We start from the raw sequence: 21,429 nt of genomic DNA on the forward strand, positions 1-21,429 counted from the left end.
GAGCATGACCGCCGGTTCCACCACCCCGACCATCGCCGTCCTGGCGAGCGATGTCGCCGACCGCATCGCGGCCGGCGAGGTCGTCGAGCGCCCGGCCTCGGTCGTGAAGGAACTCGTCGAGAACGCGCTCGATGCCGGCGCGACGGCGATCGACCTCGACGTGCGCGAAGGCGGACGGGCGCTGATCCGCGTGAGCGATGACGGGCACGGCATGGACCGCGCCAACGCGGCACGGGCCATCGAGCGGCATGCGACGAGCAAGATCCGCGATGCGGAGGACCTCGTGGGGGTGCTCAGCTTCGGCTTCCGCGGGGAGGCGCTCCCCGCGATCGGCTCGGTCTCGCAGCTGACGATCGAGACCGCGACGGAGGACGGCGCGGGCGTGACCGTGGACGTCGCCGGCGGGAGCCTCGTCGGTGTGCGCCCGGCCGCGCGCCGGCGCGGCACCTCGGTGAGCGTCGCCTCGCTCTTCTACAACACCCCCGCGCGGCAGAAATTCCTGCGCGGAGCGCGCTCCGAGTGGCGGGCCATCGCCGACACGCTCACCACGCTCGCGCTGGTGCGACGGGACGTCCGCTTCACCGTCTCGCACGACGGCAAGGAGCAGATGCGCCTCCCGGTCGCGGACTCGCTGCGCGTGCGTGTGGCCGCGCTCTGGGGCAACGAGGTCGCCGAGCGCCTCGTCTCCGTGGATGACGTCGCGGGTCCCATCCGCGTCTCCGGTCTCGTCGAACGACCGACGGACGTCGGGACGGCGGCACGCCGCACCTTCCTCACCGTCAATGGGCGCGCCGTACGCGACACCGGGCTCGTGCGTGCGGCGGAGGCCGCCTACCGGACGACGATCCAGGCGGGCATGCGGCCGAGCGTGCTCCTTGAGGTGGAACTGCCGGGCGGTGAGGTCGACGTGAACGTGCATCCCGCCAAGGCCGAGGTGCGCTTCCGCGACCGCTGGCACGTCGAGCGCGCGGTCGAGCGTGCCGTCCGACGCGCGCTGGGCACCGAGGACTCCGCGGCCGCGGTCGGCTACGTGCGCACCTTCCTGCCGAGCGAGCCGGCGCTCGGCTCGCCGCTCGGCGTCGAGGCGCTGCGGCAGCACGGGAGCGTCGATCCCGCGCCGCTCTGGGCGCGTTCCTCCGAGGAAGTCGCGGCCGATCGCGCGCCGCGCGCGCCGGCGGACACGCCCGCCGGCGCGGATGACGTCGCGGGGAGCGCCGCCTCGCCCGCGGATGAGCAGATCCTCGTGCCGCCGCTGGTGCAGTTCCACCGGACGTACATCACGTTCGAGCGCCCCGATGCGCTCGTGCTCATCGACCAGCACTCGGCGCACGAACGCGTGCTCTTCGAGCGCTTCATGCAGGCGCTCGAGCGCGGGGAGGCCCCGTCGCAACGGCTGCTCTTCCCGCTCACCATGCACCTCGCGCCGGCCGAGGCGGAGGCCTTCGAGGTCAATCGCGATGTCTTCACCAGGATCGGCTACGAGGTGGAGGGGTTCGGCGGATCGAGCCTCGTCGTCCAGGCGGTCCCCGCACCGCACAAGCGATTCGATGCCGAGCGGTGCCTGCGCGAGTCGCTCGCGGCGCTGACCGGCGACCGGGACGCCGGGGCGATCGCGCGGCACGAACGGCTCGCCGCCACCATCGCCTGCAAGGCGGCGATCAAGGCCGGCGATCTCCTCGCGCCCGAGGAGATGCGCGCCCTCTACGTCGCGCTGGCGCGCACCACGCTCCCGGCGCACGACGTCCATGGCCGCGCGACCATCCTGCAGCTCGGCTGGGATGAGCTCGACCGACGCTTCGGTCGGCGCTGAGGGCGGCGCCGTGCCCAGCACCGCGCACGACGCGGCGGCCCCGCTCTGGATCATCGCCGGGCCCACCGGCGCCGGGAAGTCGGCGCTGGCGATGGACCTCGCCGAGCGGCTCGGCGCGCTGCTCATCAGTGCGGACAGTCGGCAGGTCTACCGCGGGTTCGACATCGGCACCTCCAAGCCGACGCCCGCGGAGCTCACCCGCGTGGCGCACCGCGGAATCGACACCGCCGACCCCACCGAGCGCTACTCCGCGGCCCGCTGGGCGCGTGAAGCGGCCGGGTGGCTCGACGAGGCGTCGGCCGACGGGAGCCCGGCGCTGGTGGTCGGCGGCACCGGGCTCTGGTTGCGCGCGCTCGTGCGGCCGCTCGCGGACGAGCCGCCGATGGATCCGGAGGCGCGGGCCGCGCTGCAGGCGGAGCTCGCGCAGCTCGGGACGCTGGCGCTGCGGGCGCGCGTGGCGGTGCTCGATCCGCCACGCGCGCATCTGGGCCGCACGCAACTGCTGCGCGCGGCCGAGGTGGCGCTGCTGACCGGCAGCCGGATCAGCGACCTTCAGGCGGCCGGACGAGCGCGACCTGGGCGCGGAGCGCGTTGGGTGATCGTCGATCCCTGCGACGCGCTGCCGGCGCGGCTGGCGTCGCGCCTCGACGGGATGTGGCGCGCCGGATGGCCGGACGAGGTGCGACGACTGATCGACGCCGTCCCCGCCGAGGCCCCGGCGTGGAACGCCTGCGGCTATCGGGAGATTCGTGCTCTCGTGGAGGGGCGTTGCACCGAGGCGGCGGCCCGCGAGGCGATCCTCGTGAGCACGCGGCAGTACGCCAAGCGGCAGCGCACCTGGTTCCGCAATCAGCTCGACGAGGAGTCGGCGGTGCTGCGACTCGACCCGCGCGCGCCCGAGGCACCGGCGCGCGCCGAACGATGGTTCCGCACGGGAGTGGACGCGTGAAGGTCGGCATCACCTGCTATCCGACGTACGGCGGCTCCGGCGCCGTCGCCACCGAACTCGGGATCGCGCTCGCGGCGCGCGGCCATGAGGTCCACTTCATCTCGTACGAGCACCCGTTCCGGCTGCCGCACTTCCTCCCTCGCGTGTACTTCCACGAGGTGAGCATCGGCAACTACCCGCTGTTCGAGTATCCGCCCTACGACCTCGCGCTCGCGGTGCGCATGCACGACGTCGTGCTCTCGCAAGGACTCGACCTCCTGCACGTCCACTACGCCATCCCGCATGCGACCAGCGCCTGGATCGCCAAGGAGATGCTGAAAGAGCAGGGCCGTCCGCTCCCCGTCGTGACCACCCTGCATGGCACCGACATCACCATCGTCGGGCAGGACCACTCGTACCAGGCGATCACCCGCTTCTCGATCGAGCGCTCCGACCGCATCACCGCCGTCTCGCAGTGGCTCAAGGACGAGACGATCAAGGCCTTCGGCTGCAGCAACCGACGCGTGGATGTCGTCCCCAACTTCGTCGACCCGACCATCTTCGAGCGCGCGCATCACGGCGCGGCGCTGCACGACGAGCTCGGCGGGGGCCGGAAGGTGCTGATGCACATCTCCAACTTCCGCCCCGTCAAGCGCGTGCGCGACGTCGTGCGCGTCTTCGCGAAGGTCCGCGAACGAGTGCCGAGCGTGCTGGTCATGGTCGGCGACGGGCCGGATCGCGGCGCTGCGGAAGAGGAAGCGCGGACGCTCGGCGTCAGCGCCGATGTGCGCTTCCTCGGGAAGATCGACGCCGTCGCACCGCTCCTCGCCGCGGCCGACCTCTACGTCTTTCCGTCGGAGAGCGAGAGCTTCGGCCTGAGCGCGCTCGAGGCGCTCGCGAGCGGCGTCCCGGTCGTCGCCGCCCGCGTCGGCGGTGTCCCCGAGGTGGTGCAGGACGGCGTCACCGGGACGCTGCACACGTTGGGCGACATCGAGGGCATGGCCGAGTCGGCGGTCCGCTTCCTCGAACCCGCCCGATGGGCCGCCGCGAGCGCTGCTGCGGCCGCCGACGCGCGGACCCGCTACGCCACGCACGACGTCGTCGGGCAGTACGAACGGATCTACCGCGAGGCGCTCGGGCAGGTCGGCTGAGGCGCCGTTAGGTTTCGCGGATGCAAGAGATGACCGTCATCCAAGCCTTCGTCCTCGGCGCGCTCCAGGGCCTGACCGAGTTCCTCCCGGTCTCGAGTTCCGCCCATCTCGCGCTCACCCCGTGGGTCATGGGGTGGACGCCGGCCGGGCTCGGGTTCGATCTCGCGCTGCACGTCGGCACGCTCGCCGCGCTCGGCTGGTACTTCCGCCATGAGTGGCGATCCCTCGTCCTCGGCGGGATCACGCTGCTACGGGAGCGGAAGCCCGTCGACGACGCGTCGCGACGCACCCTCTTCGTGATCATCGCGACCATCCCCGCGGCGGTCGCCGGGCTGCTCCTCGAGGACTATGCGGAGACGGTCTTCCGTGCGCCGATCATCACGGCGATCGCCTTGATCGTGATGGGGGCCGTGCTCTGGGTGGTCGACGCCAAGGTGCCGCCGGTGCGGGAACGGGCGTCGATGACCTGGCGCGATGCGCTGCTCGTCGGTCTCGCGCAGTGCCTCGCCCTCGTGCCCGGCGTCTCGCGGAGCGGATCGACCATCACCGCCGGCCGAGCGCTCGGGTTCGATCGCAGCGCGGCCGCCGTGTTCAGCTTCGTGATGTCGATGCCCATCACGCTCGCGGCGGCGATCCTCAAGGTCCCCGACGCGATCCGCGAGTCGGGCGTCACGCTCCCGCTCGTCGTCGGCGTGCTGACCGCGTTCGTCTCGAGCTACCTCGCGATCGCGGTCCTCCTGCGGTATGTCTCCAAGCGCGGCTACGGCATCTTCGCCGTGTATCGCTTCGTGCTCGGCGCCGTGATCATCGGCCTGATCATCACGCGAGGCGGGTGGTGACCTGGCTGGGTCTCGATGGCGTGACGCTCGCGGCGCGCCTCGGGCTACCGCGGGTCGAGGCCGTCGGCGTGCTCGGCTCGACCATGGATGCGGCGCACGAGCTGGCGGCCGGGGGGGCACCCGCCGGGACGCTCGTGGTCGCCGAGGAGCAGTCGGCCGGGCGCGGTCGTGGCGGACGCGTCTGGACCTCAGGACCGGGGGCCGGGCTCTGGATGACGCTCGTTGAGCGGCCGCGCAGCGCCGACGGCATCGACGTCCTGAGCTTGCGCGTCGGGCTGCGGCTCGCGCCGGTGCTCGAGCGCTGGACCGTCGCGCCCATCCGGCTGAAGTGGCCCAACGACCTCTACGTCGACAGGCGCAAGCTCGCTGGTGTGCTCATCGAGGCGAGATGGCGTGGTGCGCATCCCGATTGGGTCGCGATCGGACTCGGCCTCAACCTCGTCGCACCGCCGGACCTCGCCGCGGCCGCCCTCCTCGGCGCGCGAGCGGAGACCGTGCTCGCCGAGGTCGTGCCGGCGCTGCGAGCCGCGGCCTTCGCGCACGGGCCGTTGTCCACCGGGGAACTCGCCGAGTTCGCCCGGCGTGATCTGGCGATGGGGCAGCGCGTCTCCTCTCCAGCGGAAGGGCTCGTCCGCGGGATCTCGTCGGCCGGCGAACTCCTCGTCGAGACCGATTCCGGCATCACCCCGCATCGCGCGGGCTCGCTCGTCTTCGCCATCAGCTGAGGCCTTTCCCACATGCTCCTCGTCGCGGACGTCGGCAACACCGAGACCACGCTCGGCCTCTGCCATGGTGAGGTCGTCACCGACCACTGGCGCATCACCACCGACGCGCAACGGACGCCGGACGAGGTGCTTCTCGTCCTCCGCGGGCTCCTGAAGGCGAACAACGTGCCTCTCGAGCAAGTGACGGCGTCCGCCATCGGCTCCGTGGTCCCCGGTGTCACCGGCGCGCTCGTCGAGGCCGCGGCGAAGCTGACCGGCAACCAGCCGGTCGTCGTGGATGCGCGCTCCAAGCTCGGCATCACGCTCGCGGTCGACGAGCCGATGACCGTCGGGGCGGATCGGATCATCAACACGCTCGCCGCGAGCCGCATCTATCGCGTCGATTGCATCGTCGTCGACCTCGGGACAGCGACCACGTATGACTGCATCACCGCCGACGGCGTCTTCTTGGGGGGCGTGATCCAGCCTGGCGTGCGAACCTCGGCCGAGACGCTGTTCCGCCGCACGTCGAAGCTCCCAGCGACCGAGCTCGTCGCACCGCGCAAGGCGATCGGCACGCGCACCGAGGAGTGCATCCGAGCGGGGGTGGTCTTCGGGGCCGCGGATTCGCTCGACGGGATCGTGCGCCGCATCAAGCGGGACTGGCCGCGGGACCAGGTGCCGAAGGTCGTCGCGACGGGCGGTCTCGCGGCGGTGATCAAGCCCTATTGCAGCGAGATCGAACTCATCGAGCCCGATCTCACGCTGCACGGGCTGCGCATGGCGTACGACCTGCTCACGAGCCGCTGAAGAGCGCGTCCACGCGGTCGTAGCCGCAGGGCAGGGTGATGCCCTCGGCCGTCGCCCCGGCGCGGAGCAGCGCCTCGACCGACTCCGGCGTGCGCCGGTCGGTCCAGTACGAATCGGTGCAGGCCTTCACGGCGAGCATCAGGGGCGTCCGGTCACGGCCGTCGCGGGCGTTCGGGTCCGCGCCCGCGGCGAGCAACGCACGAACGGCGGCGGGACGGCTGCGCCAGGCGGCCGCGTGCAAGGCGGTGCACAGGGGCGCGAGGTCGTAGTATCCGTACCCCGGCCCGAACCGCGCGTCGACGGGCAGTCCCAGCTCCAGGAGGAGACGCAGGCCGGTGCTGTTGCCGTTGGCCGCGAACCGGACGAGTACCGCCGCGGACATCGCATGCACCGCGTCGACCGCGGCAGGCATCGTCTCGACGATGGTCCGCACCGCCGGGGCGTGGCCCCGCGCACAGGCCGCGAGCAGGGCGTCACCGCCAGTGATCCGCAACTGGATGCCGCGCCGCGCCATCGCGTCGAGCACATCACCGCGGCCGAGCCGCGCCGCGAGTGTCACAGCGTCCACGTCATGGAATGCCCGGTGGGGATCGGCGCCGTGATCGAGCAGGGATTGCACGATCTCGAGGTCGTTGTCACGGGCGAGTGCGTGGTGCAGGATGCTCGGCGACCACCGCGTCGGCCGCGTCGCATCGGCGCCGTGGTCAAGCAGCCATCGGACCCCGCGCACGTCATGCCAATCGCACTTGCGAAGCAGGAGCGTGGCCAGCGTGTCCGGGGTGCAGCGTCCGCTCTCGACGAGGGCGTGCATCGGTCCGTTCTCGTAGCCCTCGGGCGTATGGTATGCGACCTCGTCGTCGTTCGGATCGGCGCCGTGGGCGAGCAGGAGTCGCGCGAGTTCGAGGTGCCCGGCCAGGGCGGCTGCGCCGTAGAGCGCGGAACGGAAATCGGTCCCCGGGTCCGCCTTCGGGTCACGGAACCCGGTGTTGGCGTCGGCACCGGCCTCCAGCAGCGCGCTTGCGGCGTCCACGAAGTCGCGGTCCGGTCGGTCAGGCGCATCCAAGAACGTCGAGAAGCACAGATAGGTGAGCGGGTCCCACTGGAACGGCCCACCCAGCCCTGTTGGTGCCGTCGTGCCGCTGGCGAGGGCCGCGCGGACGGTGACCGCATCGCCGAGCGCCGCGGCGAGGTGGAGGGAAGCCGTCGCCTCACGCGCAGCGCGACCCAGTGCCTCCCGGGCCTTCGCCCTCGCCGCTGCGCGATCGCCGTCTCGAGGCGATGTGATCGCGCGGAGGACCAGGTCAGCGGGGCCAGCGAACGGGCGTGACGACATGACGCGCTAAGCTACGGCGCGGCGGACGCGCGGCCAAGCAGCGGCGCCGCGTGAGGCGGGGAGCGCGAGGGAAGCAGCGGCGCTGCGCCGTCCTCGCAGCGTCGGCGGCCCGTCATCTTGGCGGCAGTCTCGTCCAAGATGGCGCGAAACGGTCGGCCGGAACGGCAGGCGAGACTAGCAGTGTAACCGTATCGCATACATATACTTATGTCGTTCAGGCATTCGGGGGATCGGGGGTTGTCTGGCCCGGCGCTTGATCGTACCTTAGGATGTTGTTAGCACTCCAGCTCCGTGAGTGCCAACGTGGTTCTCATCACTCCAACCCTAGCACGAGGATCGATATCCATGGCAGCGAAGACTGCAGCCGCGAACAAGGTCGCGCCGCTCTCCGACCGTGTGGTCGTGAAGGCGATCGAGGAAACCGAGCAGATGCGCGGTGGCCTGTACATCCCCGACACGGCGAAGGAGAAGCCGCAGCAGGGTGAGGTGATCGCCGTGGGCCCGGGCCGCACCGAGGACGGCAAGCGCGTCCCGATGGAAGTGAAGGCCGGCGACAAGGTCCTCTACGGCAAGTACTCGGGCACCGAGGTCACGATCGAGGGCGAGCAGCTCCTGATCCTGCGCGAGTCCGACATCCTCGCCGTCGTCAACTAACTCCATCATCCAGAGGGATCCACACATGGCAGCGAAGGAACTCCATTTCAACGTCGACGCGCGCGCGGCACTCAAGCGCGGCGTCGATCAGCTCGCCGAGGCGGTGAAGGTCACCCTCGGTCCCAAGGGCCGCAACGTCGTCATCGACAAGAAGTTCGGCGCCCCGACCGTCACCAAGGACGGCGTGACCGTCGCGAAGGAGATCGAGCTGGCCGACCCGATCGAGAACATGGGCGCCCAGATGGTGAAGGAAGTGGCGACCAAGACGTCCGACCTCGCCGGCGACGGCACGACGACCGCGACGGTGCTCGCGCAGGCGATCTTCCGCGAAGGCCTCAAGAACGTGACGGCCGGCGCGAATCCGATGGCCATCAAGCGCGGCGTCGACAAGGCGGTCAGCGCGATCGTCGAGGAGCTCAAGAAGCTCTCCGTCCCGACGTCGGGCAAGAAGGAGATCGCGCAGGTCGGCACCATCTCGGCGAACAACGACCCCGAGATCGGCAACCTGATCAGCGAAGCGATGGAGAAGGTCGGCAAGGACGGCGTCATCACGGTCGAGGAGGCCAAAGGCCTCGAGACCACGCTCGAGACGGTCGACGGCATGCAGTTCGACCGCGGCTACCTCTCGCCGTACTTCATCACCGATCCGGAGAAGATGGAAGCCGTCCTCGAGGACGCCTACATCCTCATTCATGACAAGAAGATCGGCTCCATGAAGGACCTGCTCCCGGTGCTCGAGAAGGTCGCGCAGACCGGCAAGCCGCTCCTGATCATCGCCGAGGACATCGAGGGCGAGGCCCTCGCCACGATCGTCGTCAACAAGCTGCGCGGCACGCTCCGCGTCTGCGCCGTGAAGGCGCCGGGCTTCGGCGACCGTCGCAAGGCGATGCTCGAGGACATCGCGGTCCTCACCAAGGGCAACGTCATCTCCGAGGAAGTCGGCTTCAAGCTCGAGAACGCCGTGATCACCGACCTCGGCCGCGCCAAGCGCATCGTCGTCGACAAGGACAACACGACGGTCATCGACGGCCACGGCGACGACGACAAGATCAAGGGGCGCATCAAGGAGATCGAGGTCGCGGTCGAGAAGTCGACGAGCGACTACGACAAGGAGAAGCTCCAGGAGCGCAAGGCGAAGCTCGCGGGCGGCGTGGCGGTGATCAACGTCGGCGCGGCGACCGAGAGCGAGATGAAGGAGAAGAAGGCGCGCGTCGAGGATGCGCTCCATGCGACCCGTGCTGCGGTCGAGGAGGGCATCGTCCCGGGCGGCGGCGTGGCGCTCATCCGCGCGCAGGCCGCGCTCAAGGGCATCAAGCTCGACCATGACGAGCAGATCGGCGTCGACATCATCCGTCGCGCCGTCGAGGAGCCCATCCGCATGATCGTCCAGAACGCCGGCGGCGAGGGCTCGATCGTCGTCGAGAAGGTCCGCGCGTCGAAGGACAAGAACTTCGGCTACAACGCCTTCTCCGACACCTACGAGGACCTCGTCCTCGCCGGCGTCATCGACCCGACGAAGGTGACCCGCACGGCGCTCCAGAATGCCGCGTCGATCGCCTCGCTCCTCCTCACCACCGAGTGCCTCATCGTGGAGAAGAAGGAGAAGGAGTCCGCTGCCCCGGCCGCGCCGGGCGGTGGCATGGGCGGGATGTACTAAGGCAGAACGAAGCAGGCAGTACGAAGAGCGGCCCGACCGGATTCCGGTCGGGCCGCTCCTTGCGTTCGCGCCACGGGTCGCTGCCGTCGTGGTGCGATCAGTTCTTCGGCAGCACCGCGTTCGCCCGCTCAGCGGAGTCCACGCCCTCCACGACGCGCTCGATCAGGCCCGAGCCGATGTCGTAGACCCAGCCGTGCAGCATCGGGCGGCGACCGCGGGACCACGCGTCCTGGATGATCGACGTCCGGCTCAGCACACCCACCTGCTGCATCACGTTCAGGTGAGACAGACGGTGCAGGCGCTCCTCGTGGTCCTTCGTCGCGTCGAGTTCGGTCCGGTGCCACCGGATGATGTCACGGATGTCCGACAGCCAATGGTCGATCAGGCCGTTGGACAACGGTCCCTCGGCGGCTTTGAGGGCACCGCAGTTCGAGTGGCCGCACACGATGACATGCTCCACGTCCAGCACGTTCACCGCGAACTGCACCACCGACAGCACGTTCAGGTCCGTCTCCCACACTTGATTGCCGATGTTGCGGTGCACGAACATCTCGCCCGGGAGCGCACCCGTCATCAGTTCGAGGGGCACGCGGCTGTCCGAGCATCCGATCACGAGGTAGTGCGGCGTCTGCGCCGCCTCGCGCTTCGCGAAGAAATTCGGGTCCTCCTTCACCATCTCCTGCGCCCACTCGACGTTGTTCTGCAACAGCTTCTGGTAGTACTTCACGGGGCCTTCCGGGGTGAGGTCGGGTCAGTGTGCGCCAGCGGCGAGCGGGCGCGGCGGGATCGCCACCAAGCGGTAGTCGATGTTCCGGAGCTGCGCGGTGTCCGAGAACTGGTGCAGCACCTCGAGGGCGTCGGCGTCGAATCGGCGTACCAGTCGGCCGTCGATCTCCACGCGCGACCCGGGGGGCAACCCTTCGAGTTCGCTCAGGAGGGCCGCCTTGTTGAGGAAGTTCACGTGGTCGTGCAGCTGCCACCGCCGCAGCACGGCACCCGCCGGACTCACCACCGTGAACGGCGGGTTGAGGAGCGTGTCCCGCAGGATGATGAACACGCCCACCGTCATGCCGATCGCGATGCCCACGAGCAAGTCCGTCAGGAGGATCGCCACGATCGTAATCACGTACGGTACCCACTGCGATCGCCCGAGCCGGATCATCGACCGGAGGATCGAGGGATGTGCGAGCTTGTATCCGGTGTGCAACAGGATCGCGGCGAGCGCCGCCAGCGGGATCAGGTTCAGGAACCGGGGGATCACCACCACCGCCACGAGCAGCAACACGCCATGCAGGATCGCCGACCATCGGGTGCGCGCCCCCGCCGAGACATTCGCCGCGGACCGCACGATGACGCCGGTCAGCGGCAGCCCGCCGATCAGCCCTGACAGCGTGTTCCCGATCCCTTGCGCGAGCAGCTCCCGGTTCGGGGGAGCCTCGCGCTTGAAGGGGTCCATCTTGTCCGTCGCCTCCAGGGAGAGCAGCGTCTCCAGCGAGGCGACGATGCCCAGTGTCAGGCCGATGCGCCAGACGGCGCCCGAGGTGATCGCGCCCCACGCCGGGAAGGAGAACTGTTGCATCCACTCCGCCGCGGCGGCCGGGACGGGCAATCCCACCAGGTGCGTCGGCGCGAGCACCCACGACGGAGCGAGCGAGGCGAAGAGCGCATTCAGCCCCGTCCCCAGGACCACCACGGCGAGGGGGGCAGGGAAGAGCCGTACCTTCGCGAGCGGCGTCGCGGCCCAGCCGAAGAGCACGACGAGCGAGACGAGCGCGATGAGCACCGCCCCGGGCTCCATCGCATCGAGCGCGTGCGAGAGGCCGCTGAAGGTGTTCTCCGCATTCGCCTGCCGGAACGTCTCGTCGCCCATGCTGTCGGCGTCGTAGCCGACGGCGTGCGGCAACTGCTTCAGGATCAGCACGAGGCCGATCGCCGAGAGCATCCCCTTGATCACCGCCGAGGGGAAGTAGTAGCCGATGATGCCCGCCCGGATCGCGGCCAGCACCAGTTGCACGCCACCGCCGATCACGACCGCGAGCAGGAACGCGCGATAATCCTTCAGCTCCGTGATCGCGGCGAACACGATCGCGGTCAGGCCGGCCGCAGGGCCGCTCACCATCAGCGCGGAACCGCTCAAGGGGGCGACGACGAGGCCACCGATGATCCCCGCGAGGACGCCGGCGAATGGCGGCGCGCCGGACGCCAGCGCGACGCCCAGACAGAGCGGAAGAGCGACGAGGAACACGACGACGGACGCCGGCGCGTCGTGTCGCCACTGGATCGAATGCGGGTCGGACGGGTGCTCGGGCATGGTCCTCCTCAGACCGGTCGAACAGCTCGATCGGAGCGGGTGTGGATCACGCCTTGCTGGCGTGACGTTCGGATGCGGGGAGACTAGCGGACGGACATATCAAAGTGAAGTGCTCCCGATTGCCCACGCCTTGCGCGCGGCGACGCGCCCTTGGGGTCAGACTCCCAGGCTCAGCTGCACGCTCACCGACGGGCGTGCACCGAGCCAGAACGCCTCTTCGGGAGCGCGCCGCGCCGCCGACCGAACCGGGCCGCGATACCCGGCTCCTCGAAGCGCGGCGCCCACCGCCCGCTCGGCGAGCGCGGGCGTGTTGTTCGTCTCGCTCAGGTGCAGGAGCGTCACGGCCCTGAGCGAGGGACCGGCGAGTTCCGCCGCGAGCGACGCGGACTCCGCATTCCCGATGTGCCCCCGGCCCCCGCGGATGCGCTGCTTGAGCGACGCCGGGTAGGGACCGGCCCGGAGCATCTCGAGGTCGTGGTTCGCTTCGAGGCAAAGGGCGTCGCATCGCGCGAACACGCGCCGCAGTGCCTCCGGGACCGCCCCGAGGTCGTGCGCGACCCCCACGCGGGCACCGCTCGCGGTCGCGGTGATCGCGAATGCCAACGGTGCCGTCGCGTCATGCGGGATGGCGACGGCCTCGATCGAGAACCCGTCGATCACGAGCGTCGTCCCGGGCGCGATCGGCCGACGCCAGCGCGCCTCGATCTCGCGAAGGGTTCCCAGTGTACCGGCGGAACTGATCACCGGCCAGCGCCACTTCTTCTGCGCGCGCTCCGCGCCCTGCGCATGGTCCACGTGCTCGTGCGTGACGAGCAGGGCGCTGATCGATTCCGGTGCGACGTCGATCGCCTTGAGCCGCGTGGCGAGCGCCCGCGGGCCGAATCCGCAGTCGACGAGGATCCGGTGCGCACCGCTCTCGAGCAGCAGGGCGTTCCCGGAGCTCCCGCTGCCGAGTGTCCATCCTCTCATCGACCGCGGCCCTGGCGCGTTGTCAGGCGGACCAGCGCGCCGCGTATGCCGCGGTCAGGCAATCGCGCATCCCCTCGCCGAGCGCGACGTCGCGACGCGCCATCACGCGCTGCGTGACCTCGAGGAACTTGTCGAGCGCGAAGGTGCCCCAGGCCGGCGCCTCGCCCCAGGCGAAGGGGGCGACCGCCTTGGGCGGCATCGCGGTGCCGAAGACGTTCGCCCCGGCCCCCAGCACGCACCCGGTGGTCAGGCGGGTCCCGATGCCCGTCTTCACGTGATCGCCGATCATCGAGCCGAGGAACTGGAGGCCTGTCTCCTCGACCCCCCGAGGTGTCCACAGCTGCACGGTGCCGTACGAGTTCTTGAGGTTACTCGTCACGGTGTTCGCGCCGAGATTCGCCCACCGGCCGATCACCGAGTGGCCGACGAAACCGTCGTGCCCCTTGTTGCAGTGGCCGATCATGATGGTCGAACTGATCTCGCCATTCACCTTCACGCGCTCCCCGATGCTGCAGGCGGCCACGCGCCCGCCGCTCACCGTGGCGCCCTCGCCGATGATGCACGGACCCACGAGACGCGTGAAGGCCTGGACGGTCGCCCCGCGCCGCACGAGCACCGGCCCCGCGGTGGCATCGATCACCACCAACGGTTCGACATGGGCCGAGATGTCGATGTGGACGGGGTGCGCCCCCAGCACCGTCACGTGGGGCGGTACTTCGAGCGTCGCTGGCGACCACGCGAGCGCATCGGAAGTGAGCATGAGGTTCAGATGCCGGATGAGGTCCCACACCTGATCCACCCACCACCCATCCACGGTCGCGTCGGTGCCGGCGGTCTCGATCCCGGACGCGTGGGCGCTCGCGAGCGCGTCGAGGGTCGTGTCACCGGCCGCGATCCGCTCGAGAGGCAACGCGGCGGGCAGTCGGATGGCCGCGACGCGCCCGCCGACGCGGACCACGCGCCTGGCGGCATCGATGCGGGCCGTCAGGACGGGGGCGCACCGCGCATTCACCAGCCAGGTGCCCGGCGCCAGCGGCCCGGACACCGCCGGCGGGGCGTCCAGTTCCTCGAACCGCGCGAGGTGCGCGGCCCCGACGAAGCCCGTGGCGGTCGCGCCGAGCACCTGCTCCCAGCGGCGGCGCGTGATCTCGCCGCCGGTGCGCAACTCGCTCGCGGGGCGGGTGAGCGCGAACGGCTCGAAGGCCCGTGCGGCGCGATCGTCGTAGAGGACCAGAGACATCAGCGGAGGTCGCGCAGGTCCGGGGGGAGTCCCTCGACCAGCGCCTTCAGGTCCGTGGCACGGTCGACGGTCGTGACGAGTGTGACGCCATCGCGCACCACCACCACGAGGTCGCGCACGCCGTAGAGCACGACCGCGCTCCCCTCAGCGTGCACCACGTTCCCGTTCGCATCGCGCGTGATCACGCGCCCGTGGCTCGCGTTCCCGTCCGCGTCATGTGCGCGCACGCGCTGCAGCGCGCTCCACGTCCCCACGTCGTCCCACCCGAAGTCGCCGGCGAGCACGAGCACACGCTGGCTCCGCTCGAGCACCCCGACGTCGATGCTCACGCTCGTCGCCACGGCACCGAAGAAGGCGGCCGCTCCATCAGGGATGCGCGCGAGCGCGCCGGCCAGTTCCGGCGTCACCGCGCGCACCTCGTCGAGCAGGTCCTGGGCGCGCCACGCGAAGATCCCCGAGTTCCAGAGGAAGCCGTCGGCGACCATCTGCGCCGCGCGGGAGCGGTCGGGCTTCTCGACGAATCGCGCCACTCGCCGTGCCCCGTCGGGAAGCGTCTCGCCGGGCTGGATGTAGCCGAAGCCCGGGTCCGGGCGCGACGGGACGATGCCGACGGTCGCGAGCGCCATGCGCGACGCCGCCACCTCCGCCGCGCGAGCGAGGGTCTCGCGGAAGCGCTCGGGGTCCCGGATGGACCAGTCCGCATGTACGCAGAGCATCCGGGCATCGGGGCCGCCGAGGGCGACGACCTGCGCGGCCGCCCAGGTCAGCGCCGCCGCGGTGCCGGCGGGTCGGGGTTCGAGCAGCAGTTGCGACGACGTCAGCCCTGGGAGCGCCGCGAGGATCGGGTCGCGCAATCGCTCGCTCGTGAGGATCAGCACCCGCTCGCGTCCCACGAGCGGCACCAGCCGCTCGACCGTCTCGGAGAGCATCGACTGGGCCGTGATGAGCGGCAGGAGCTGCTTGGGGCGCTCCGGCGTGCTGAGCGGCCAGAAGCGCGAACCGACGCCGCCAGCCAGGACGACGGCGAAGAGTGGCGGCGTCACGAGGTCCCCTCTTTCGTAAGGTCGGCCGCTCGTGCGAGGAGGCGCTTCGGGCTGAACGGCTTGGTCATGAAGTCATCCGCGCCGCGACGCCGGGCTTCGGCCTCGTGGTGATCCTGCCCGGCGGCGGTCAGAATGAGGCAGGGCAGGGAGCGCCACCGCGCATCGGCGCGCACGCGCTCGAGGACCTCGAGTCCGCTCACCAGCGGCATCATCAGGTCGAGGATCAGCAGCCTGATCTGGGGATCCCGCTCGAGCTCCGATAGAGCCTCCGCGCCGTCGTAGACCAGCGTGACGGCGAAGGGACCCTGTTCGAGCTTGGTCTTGATGATCCGTCCGATGTGCGGCTCGTCATCGGCGACGAGCACACGGAGCGGCCCGGTGGCGGCGAGGGAACTCACGGCCGTCGGCGGGGAAGAAGGAACGGTCAGGCCAGCGCCGCGATGTTGGCGCGGTGGCGACGGAGGTCGAACAACAGGGCACCGACGTCCGCCGAGGGCTTGAGGAGGACCAGCAGGACCGCATCAGCGGACATCGCCGCGATCACGGCGGTCCCGCCGACGTGCTCATGGACTGCCGTCATCAGGTGGCCCTGACCGGCGGCGCCGGCCAGTTCGTCGGCGTGGGAGAGGATCGACGGCACGTGCGCCGCGATGCTCTCGGCGTCGAGGCCGGCGTCCGCCAGGTGATCGATCAACAGGCCGTCTCGTCCCAGCACGACGGCGGCATCGATGCCGTCCCGGCGTCGGATGGCCGCGACGAGGTCGCGAATGGTGGGCATCGCCGCTCCGGCAAAGGTTGCCGAAGTGTACCTACCGACAGAGTGAAGTCAAGCAGGTTTCGCTTGTCGCGTTCCCCCTCATCCCGTTAGCTTCCAGCACTGTGACGACCTTCCCGAATCACCTCGCGCGGCGCTCGCGCCGCGGCCTCATCGTCTCGACCCTCGCCCTCCTCGCGGGGGCCGTCGGCTGTGACGACCCGTTCAAGATCACGGCGCAGTACCCGAACGTGGACGTCACGTTCGAGCTGTGGGCGCTCGACGGTGCGCCCGCCAGCTACCCGACGGCTGTGCTCGTTCCGCAGGCGACGGCGGTGCGACTCGACGCGGCAGGCTCCTTCGACCTCGCCTTCGACATCGATGCGAGCGGGCGTGTGACCGTTCTCCCGGTCGGAACGGTCGTCTCGCCGATCTCCGGGACGCGCGTGATCGAGTTCCAGCGTGGTGTCGGGACATACAACACGATCGTCGAGGCGCCGAAGTCGGGGTGGCAGGCGGACAGTGCCCTCACGGTCAATGAGGGCCAGTCGTTCCTCGTGAAGGTCAACACGCTTTACTGCCAGTACGACCTCCAACAGGTCGTGTATGCCAAGTTCGTGGTCGACTCGGTCATCCCTGCCGAGCGTCGGATGAAGCTCTCTGCGCGCATCAACCCGAACTGCGGCTTCCGGTCCTTCCTGAGCGGCGTCCCGGAGTTCTGATCGTGCACGACCTGCGCCTGATCCGGGACCAGATCGAACAGCTGCGCGATGGCATGCGCCGCCGCGGCAAGCTCGCCCAGTACGCTGGGGACATCGACGAAGCCGAGCGTCTCGACAAGGCGCGCCGGGCGGCCATAACGGCCGTCGAGGAGAAGAAGGCGCGCCGAAACGCCGTGACGCAGGAGGTCGGCCGGCTCAAGAAGGCGAAGGCGGATGCCGAGGCCCAACTCGCGGAGTCGCGCGCGCTGGGCGAGGAGATCGCGCGCATCGAGGCGGAACTCGCACCGTTGCAGGCGCGCCTCGACGAACTGCTCCTCGGCATCCCCAACATCCCGCTCGGGGACGTGCCGGAGGGGGACGAGTCGCAGAACCGCGTCGTCCGCACCTGGGGGGAGCCGAGGGCCGCCGAGAGCGTTCGGCCGCACTGGGAGGTGGGCGCGCAACTCGGGCTGCTAGACCTCGAGCGTGGCGCGAAGGTCGCTGGGTCGGGCTTCATCGTCTATCGCGGCAAGGGCGCGCGGATGATCCGCAGCTTCATGAACGCGATGCTCGACCTCCACACCGGCGAGTTCGGGTACGAAGAGGTCTGGGTCCCGGTCGTCGTGAACCGTGCCTCGATGATCGGCACCGGCCAGCTCCCCAAGTTCGAGGACGACATGTACGCGCTCCGGGACGAGGAGCTGTTCCTCATCCCGACGGCCGAGGTGCCGGTCACGAATCTCTATCGCGACGAGATCCTCTCGGCGGAGGAGCTCCCCAAGGCGCTCTGCGCCTACAGCCCCTGCTTCCGTCGCGAGGCGGGCTCGGCGGGCAAGGACACGCGCGGCGTCCTCCGTGTGCACGAGTTCGACAAGGTCGAACTGGTGCGCTACGCGACGCCGGAGCAGTCCGAGGCGGAGCTCGAGAAGCTCCTCGGACACGCCGAGTCGGTGCTCCAGCGCCTTGGTCTGCCGTATCGGGTGGTGCTCCTCGCGGCCGGCGACACCGGATTCTCGAGTGCCAAGACGTACGACCTCGAGGTCTTCGCTCCCGGGGTGGGGAAGTGGCTCGAGGTCTCGAGCTGCTCGGTCTTCACCGACTTCCAGGCGCGACGCGCGAACATCCGGTATCGCCCGTCCGCGGGGGAAAAGCCGAGGTTCGTGCACACACTGAATGGCTCGGGGCTGGCCTTCCCGCGGATCTTCGCCGCGATACTCGAGCACTATCAGCAGCCGGACGGCACCATCGTCGTCCCCGAGGCGCTGCGCCCGTTGCTGGGCGTGGACCGCCTCGCGTGACGAGTCGCCTCAATCCCGCCCAGCAGGCCGCGGTCGAGCACCACGAGGGGCCGCTCCTTGTGGTTGCCGGCGCCGGTTCCGGCAAGACCCGCGTCCTGACGGCGCGCATCGCCCGCCTCATCGACGTGCACGCCGTCCCGCCGCAGGCGATCCTCGCGGTGACGTTCACCAACAAGGCGGCCGGCGAGATGCGTGAGCGCGTGGGCCGGTTCCTCGGTCGCGATCCGGCCGGCATGTGGATCGGCACCTTCCACGGCATCGGCGCGCGACTGTTGCGCATGTACGCCGACCTGGTGGGGCGCACGCCCGAGTACACCATCTACGACGAGGATGACACCCTCGCCGTCGTGAAACGCATCGTCGAGCGGCTCCGGATCGACCCCAAGCAGTTCGCGCCCAAGACCATTGTCCACGAGATCTCTTCGGCGAAGAACGCACTGGTCGAACCCGCCGAGTTCGAGGCCCTGGCGCGCACGCCGCTCGCGCAGGCCGCCGCACAGGTCTATCGCGAGCTCGAGCCGGCCATGCGCCTCGCGAACGCCGTGAGCTTCGACGACCTCCTCGTCCTGCCCGTCCGCATCCTGCGCGAGCAGGCGCACGTCCGCGAGCGGCTAGAGGGGCGCTTCCAGCACGTGCTCGTCGACGAGTATCAGGACACCAATCGCGCGCAGTACGAGTTCGTGCGCCTCATCGGCGGCCGCCATGGCAACGTCTGCGTCGTCGGCGACGACGATCAGGCGATCTACGGCTGGCGCGGGGCGGACATCCGGAACATCCTCGATTTCGAGCGCGACTTCCCGTCGGCCCAGGTGGTGCGGCTCGAGGAGAACTATCGCTCGACCGCGCCGATCCTCGAACTCGCCAACGAGGTGATCTCGCTGAACGAGGCCCGGCGCGGCAAGACGTTGCGTCCGACGCGTGCCGGCGGCGAGAAGGTCATCCTCCTCGAGGCCGCCGACGATCGCGACGAGGCCGACGCGATCGTCGAGGCCATCCAGCAGTGGCGCGGGTCGCGCGGGACGCTGCGCGACTGCGCGATCCTCTACCGCACCAACGCGCAGTCGCGGTCGATGGAAGAGGCGATGCGGAAGCAGAGCATGCCGTATCGGCTCGTCGGCGCGGTGCGCTTCTACGATCGGCGCGAGATCAAGGACCTGGTCGCCTGGCTCCGGCTCATCGCCAATCCTGCGGACGACGAGGCCTTCCGCCGCGCCCTGACCGCGCCCAGGCGCGGCGTCGGCGACACCACCATCGACCTGCTCGCGTCCGAGGCACAGGCCCACCGCCTCTCGCTGCTCGAGCAGGCACGCCGCGTCGAGTCGCTCCCCGGTGTCCGCCCCGCCGCGCGGACCGCACTGCTTGATCTCGCCGCGACCGTCGACCGCTTCCGCGCGATCGCCGTCGATGCGAGCGTCGACCAGCTGCTCCTCCAGCTCATCACCGCGGTCGGATACGACACGGCGCTCCGGAACGAGGGCCCCGAGGGGCTCGAGCGCCTCGACAACGTGCGCGAACTGGTCACCTCGGCGGCCGAGGTCATCATCGAGGATGGTGGCGAGGTGGGCCTGCGGCCTCTCGACCACTTCCTCCAGCGCGCGACACTCGTCACCGGTCTCGACCAGCTGGGGCCCGAGGCCGACGCGGTCACCATGATGACCGTCCACACGGCCAAGGGACTCGAATGGCCCATGGTCTGCGTCACCGGCCTCGAGGACGGGCTCTTCCCCCTCTCGCGGACGCTGAGTGACCCCGCGGCGCTCGAGGAGGAGCGGCGCCTACTCTACGTCGCCATCACGCGCGCCGGGGAACGACTACTGCTCGCCTGGGCGCACCAGCGCCGCCGCAACGGCGAGCTGTTGCCGAGCATCATCTCGAGCTTCCTCCGCGGGCTCGCGCCGCACCACTTCGAGCGAAGGGCGACCGTGCGTCTCCGCGGCTCTGCGCGCCTCGCCTCCCCGCATCCGTCCAGCGGAGGTGGGGAGAGCAGCCGCCCCTGGCGCGATGAGGGCGTCCAGTCGTTCGCGCGTGCCAAACGAGCCGTCTGGTCCGCGCACGAAGGGGACCGGATCTCGAGTTTCGTGCAGGACGAGGAGGCCTCGCAGGACCTCCCGAATTTCGTGAAGGGCGAGCGTGTCGCGCATGCGAAGTTCGGGTCCGGCACCATCGCGGAGGTCAGCGGTGGCGGGAAGGATGCGAAGGTCACCGTGGACTTCGACGATGAGGAGGTCGGCCGGAAGCGCCTCGTCATCGCCTTCGCCGGGCTCACGCGCGGCTTCGACTGATCAGCCGAGGGCGCCGGCCTCCGACGTCGGCCGCGGCACGTGCAGCGGTGCAGGGAGCCGGGAGGTCCACCCCAGCGGCTCGCCCTTCAAGCCGAATCGATCTGCCGCTTCGCGTCGCGCGCCGCGCTCGCCCCCGACCGCCAACGCCTCCTTTCGGAGTCGCTTCGCGTCCCGCAGTGCTTCCTCACCGCTAGGGTCGAAACCACGGGGCGCGCTCTGCTCGCCGCGAACCAGGAAATCGACCACGTAGTCGAACGCCCGATCGAGATGCGCCGCGACGGTCGCATCGCGCAACGGATACCGGCTCCGCTCCGCCGCCACCGCCATCAGTCTCTGCCAGGAGCCGAGGTCGGTCACGGTGACCATCCCGCGGAAGATCCGGCGGTTCGTGCGGGTACTGAAGATGGTCGGGCTCAGGATGCGGTCGAGGTGCTCGTCCGCGCGCTGGTGGTCGAGCAGGATCACCTCGCGCGCGCGCCGCGCCCACTGGTCACCGGTCGCCGTCTCGAACCGACTCTCCCAGTAGCTGTGGCCCGCGCCGGAGCTGCTCGTCGTGATCGCGAGCTGGTGCGGGACGAAGTGATTGTGCGCGATGACATCCGCGCTCAGGTGGGCGAGATAGCCGTAGCTGAACGCGCGCAGCGAATCGTCCCGGGCGCGGTCGAGGATGTCATAGGCGACGTTCCAGTTGTGGCAGTGGCGTCCGACGCGCGCATAGCGCTTGGCGAAGCTGGTGTCGGCCGCGATCGACCCGTAGAGGAAGTCGTAAGGGAAGGCCCTCAGGAGGGCCGCCATCCCGGCAGGGAGCAGGACGTCCGCCGATCGGAGCAGGGTCTCGCCGATGAGGATGTGCGTGCCGGGCGTCCAAGCCCAGGCGTCCGTCGGGAACAGAGCGAGGAGCAGGACCGCGGCGACGGCCGATCCGGCGAGCGGCCGCATGCCGGA

General features: G+C 70.1%; 20 protein-coding genes. 11 read left to right on the forward strand and 9 right to left on the reverse strand.

The genetic code is table 11. The features are described 5' to 3' along the window. The first annotated feature begins 4 nt into the window (after window positions 1-4). The 6 genes from mutL to IPJ78_09505 are packed head-to-tail and all read left to right on the forward strand — an operon-like array spanning window position 5 to window position 6,242. Window positions 5-1,810 carry a DNA mismatch repair endonuclease MutL gene (mutL, locus tag IPJ78_09480; protein MBK7906785.1) on the forward strand — a complete coding sequence of 602 codons (1,806 nt, stop codon included), beginning with the start codon at window positions 5-7 and terminating at the stop codon, window positions 1,808-1,810. Next, window positions 1,779-2,759, forward strand: coding sequence for a tRNA (adenosine(37)-N6)-dimethylallyltransferase MiaA (miaA, locus tag IPJ78_09485; GenBank protein MBK7906786.1), 981 nt, complete (start codon window positions 1,779-1,781; stop codon window positions 2,757-2,759). Before mutL ends, miaA begins: the two co-directional genes overlap by 32 nt. Next, window positions 2,756-3,889, forward strand: a complete 1,134-nt coding sequence (gene bshA, locus IPJ78_09490; GenBank protein MBK7906787.1) for an N-acetyl-alpha-D-glucosaminyl L-malate synthase BshA — start codon at window positions 2,756-2,758, stop codon at window positions 3,887-3,889. Before miaA ends, bshA begins: the two co-directional genes overlap by 4 nt. 29 nt (window positions 3,890-3,918) lie before the next feature. Continuing rightward, a complete protein-coding gene (gene uppP / locus IPJ78_09495; GenBank protein MBK7906788.1) occupies window positions 3,919-4,728 on the forward strand; it encodes an undecaprenyl-diphosphatase UppP in 810 nt (269 codons plus the stop codon). Beyond that, complete coding sequence (locus IPJ78_09500; protein ID MBK7906789.1) at window positions 4,725-5,453, forward strand: biotin--[acetyl-CoA-carboxylase] ligase; 729 nt, start codon at window positions 4,725-4,727, stop codon at window positions 5,451-5,453. The genes uppP and IPJ78_09500 overlap by 4 nt, the downstream gene beginning before the upstream one ends. Before the next feature lie 12 nt (window positions 5,454-5,465). Next, the gene (locus IPJ78_09505) at window positions 5,466-6,242 is read left to right on the forward strand and encodes a type III pantothenate kinase (GenBank protein MBK7906790.1); all 777 of its coding nucleotides are present in this window, start codon (window positions 5,466-5,468) and stop codon (window positions 6,240-6,242) included. Here IPJ78_09505 and IPJ78_09510 read toward each other — a convergent pair. Beyond that, window positions 6,229-7,575 carry an ankyrin repeat domain-containing protein gene (locus IPJ78_09510; GenBank protein MBK7906791.1) on the reverse strand — a complete coding sequence of 449 codons (1,347 nt, stop codon included), beginning with the start codon at window positions 7,573-7,575 and terminating at the stop codon, window positions 6,229-6,231. The two genes, IPJ78_09505 and IPJ78_09510, sit on opposite strands and share 14 nt — an antisense overlap. Window positions 7,576-7,920: 345 nt before the next feature. On the opposite strand from IPJ78_09510, the gene groES reads away from it, so the two are divergent. Both groES and groL read left to right on the forward strand, forming a co-directional pair. Next, complete coding sequence (groES, locus tag IPJ78_09515) at window positions 7,921-8,229, forward strand: co-chaperone GroES (protein MBK7906792.1); 309 nt, start codon at window positions 7,921-7,923, stop codon at window positions 8,227-8,229. A gap of 25 nt (window positions 8,230-8,254) precedes the next feature. After that, entirely contained in the window at window positions 8,255-9,886 is a 1,632-nt protein-coding gene (gene groL, locus IPJ78_09520; GenBank protein MBK7906793.1) for a chaperonin GroEL, read from the forward strand. 97 nt (window positions 9,887-9,983) lie between these two features. On the opposite strand, the gene IPJ78_09525 is transcribed toward groL, so the two are convergent. From IPJ78_09525 to IPJ78_09555, 7 genes are all read right to left on the reverse strand, one after another. Then, on the reverse strand, window positions 9,984-10,613 hold the full coding sequence (locus tag IPJ78_09525; GenBank protein ID MBK7906794.1) for a carbonic anhydrase: 630 nt from the start codon (window positions 10,611-10,613) through the stop codon (window positions 9,984-9,986). Between the two features lie 24 nt (window positions 10,614-10,637). After that, complete coding sequence (locus IPJ78_09530; protein ID MBK7906795.1) at window positions 10,638-12,197, reverse strand: SulP family inorganic anion transporter; 1,560 nt, start codon at window positions 12,195-12,197, stop codon at window positions 10,638-10,640. Window positions 12,198-12,353: 156 nt separating this feature from the next. After that, window positions 12,354-13,166: an MBL fold metallo-hydrolase gene (locus tag IPJ78_09535; GenBank protein MBK7906796.1), complete on the reverse strand. Its 813-nt coding sequence runs from the start codon at window positions 13,164-13,166 to the stop codon at window positions 12,354-12,356. Between the two features lie 22 nt (window positions 13,167-13,188). Further along, window positions 13,189-14,406, reverse strand: a complete 1,218-nt coding sequence (locus IPJ78_09540; GenBank protein ID MBK7906797.1) for a hypothetical protein — start codon at window positions 14,404-14,406, stop codon at window positions 13,189-13,191. Beyond that, a complete protein-coding gene (locus IPJ78_09545; GenBank protein ID MBK7906798.1) occupies window positions 14,406-15,449 on the reverse strand; it encodes an NTP transferase domain-containing protein in 1,044 nt (347 codons plus the stop codon). The genes IPJ78_09540 and IPJ78_09545 overlap by 1 nt, the downstream gene beginning before the upstream one ends. After that, entirely contained in the window at window positions 15,446-15,847 is a 402-nt protein-coding gene (locus tag IPJ78_09550; protein MBK7906799.1) for a response regulator, read from the reverse strand. Before IPJ78_09550 ends, IPJ78_09545 begins: the two co-directional genes overlap by 4 nt. A gap of 26 nt (window positions 15,848-15,873) precedes the next feature. After that, complete coding sequence (locus IPJ78_09555) at window positions 15,874-16,227, reverse strand: roadblock/LC7 domain-containing protein (protein ID MBK7906800.1); 354 nt, start codon at window positions 16,225-16,227, stop codon at window positions 15,874-15,876. A 101-nt stretch (window positions 16,228-16,328) separates the two neighbouring features. On the opposite strand from IPJ78_09555, the gene IPJ78_09560 reads away from it, so the two are divergent. Genes IPJ78_09560 through IPJ78_09570 form a run of 3 tightly spaced genes read left to right on the forward strand, consistent with a single transcriptional unit; the run spans window position 16,329 to window position 20,484 of the window. Beyond that, the gene (locus IPJ78_09560; protein MBK7906801.1) at window positions 16,329-16,925 is read left to right on the forward strand and encodes a hypothetical protein; all 597 of its coding nucleotides are present in this window, start codon (window positions 16,329-16,331) and stop codon (window positions 16,923-16,925) included. Between the two features lie 2 nt (window positions 16,926-16,927). Next, complete coding sequence (serS, locus tag IPJ78_09565) at window positions 16,928-18,202, forward strand: serine--tRNA ligase (protein MBK7906802.1); 1,275 nt, start codon at window positions 16,928-16,930, stop codon at window positions 18,200-18,202. After that, window positions 18,199-20,484, forward strand: coding sequence for a UvrD-helicase domain-containing protein (locus tag IPJ78_09570; GenBank protein MBK7906803.1), 2,286 nt, complete (start codon window positions 18,199-18,201; stop codon window positions 20,482-20,484). The genes serS and IPJ78_09570 overlap by 4 nt, the downstream gene beginning before the upstream one ends. Here the strand turns inward: IPJ78_09570 and IPJ78_09575 are convergent, their stop codons facing one another. Next, window positions 20,485-21,423 carry a zinc dependent phospholipase C family protein gene (locus tag IPJ78_09575; protein MBK7906804.1) on the reverse strand — a complete coding sequence of 313 codons (939 nt, stop codon included), beginning with the start codon at window positions 21,421-21,423 and terminating at the stop codon, window positions 20,485-20,487. It abuts the gene before it with no gap. Window positions 21,424-21,429 lie beyond the last annotated feature (6 nt).

The sequence above is a fragment of the Gemmatimonadota bacterium genome, from assembly GCA_016714015.1.
In the GTDB taxonomy this organism is placed as follows: Bacteria; Gemmatimonadota; Gemmatimonadetes; order Gemmatimonadales; family Gemmatimonadaceae; genus Pseudogemmatithrix.